We start from the raw sequence: 242 nt of genomic DNA on the forward strand, positions 1-242 counted from the left end.
TAGTTACAGTTGCAGAATCGCAGTTGGTCGGGTTCAAAATCTCGCATAATTGGTATACGATGGTGTAGGTTCCCGCAGGAGTCTGTGGGTCTACGCTTACCGTTCCTGTTGCAGGATCCAATTCAACGCCCGGGTTGGTCGACGGGGTCGTTACCGTGATGGTTACCTGTGATGGGATAACCGGAACACCGTTTAATGTGTCGTTATCCAATACGTTCACTACGTCAGTATTGCCTTCGTAT

Annotated in this window: 1 protein-coding gene; it reads right to left on the bottom strand. The window is 49.2% G+C overall.

Annotated features, from left to right (window positions below):
- On the bottom strand, positions 1-242 hold a 242-nt coding region (locus tag ASG38_RS18080; RefSeq protein ID WP_162239718.1), incomplete at both ends, for a hypothetical protein.

It is taken from the genome of Flavobacterium sp. Leaf359 (assembly GCF_001423985.1).
In the GTDB taxonomy this organism is placed as follows: domain Bacteria; phylum Bacteroidota; class Bacteroidia; order Flavobacteriales; family Flavobacteriaceae; genus Flavobacterium; species Flavobacterium lindanitolerans.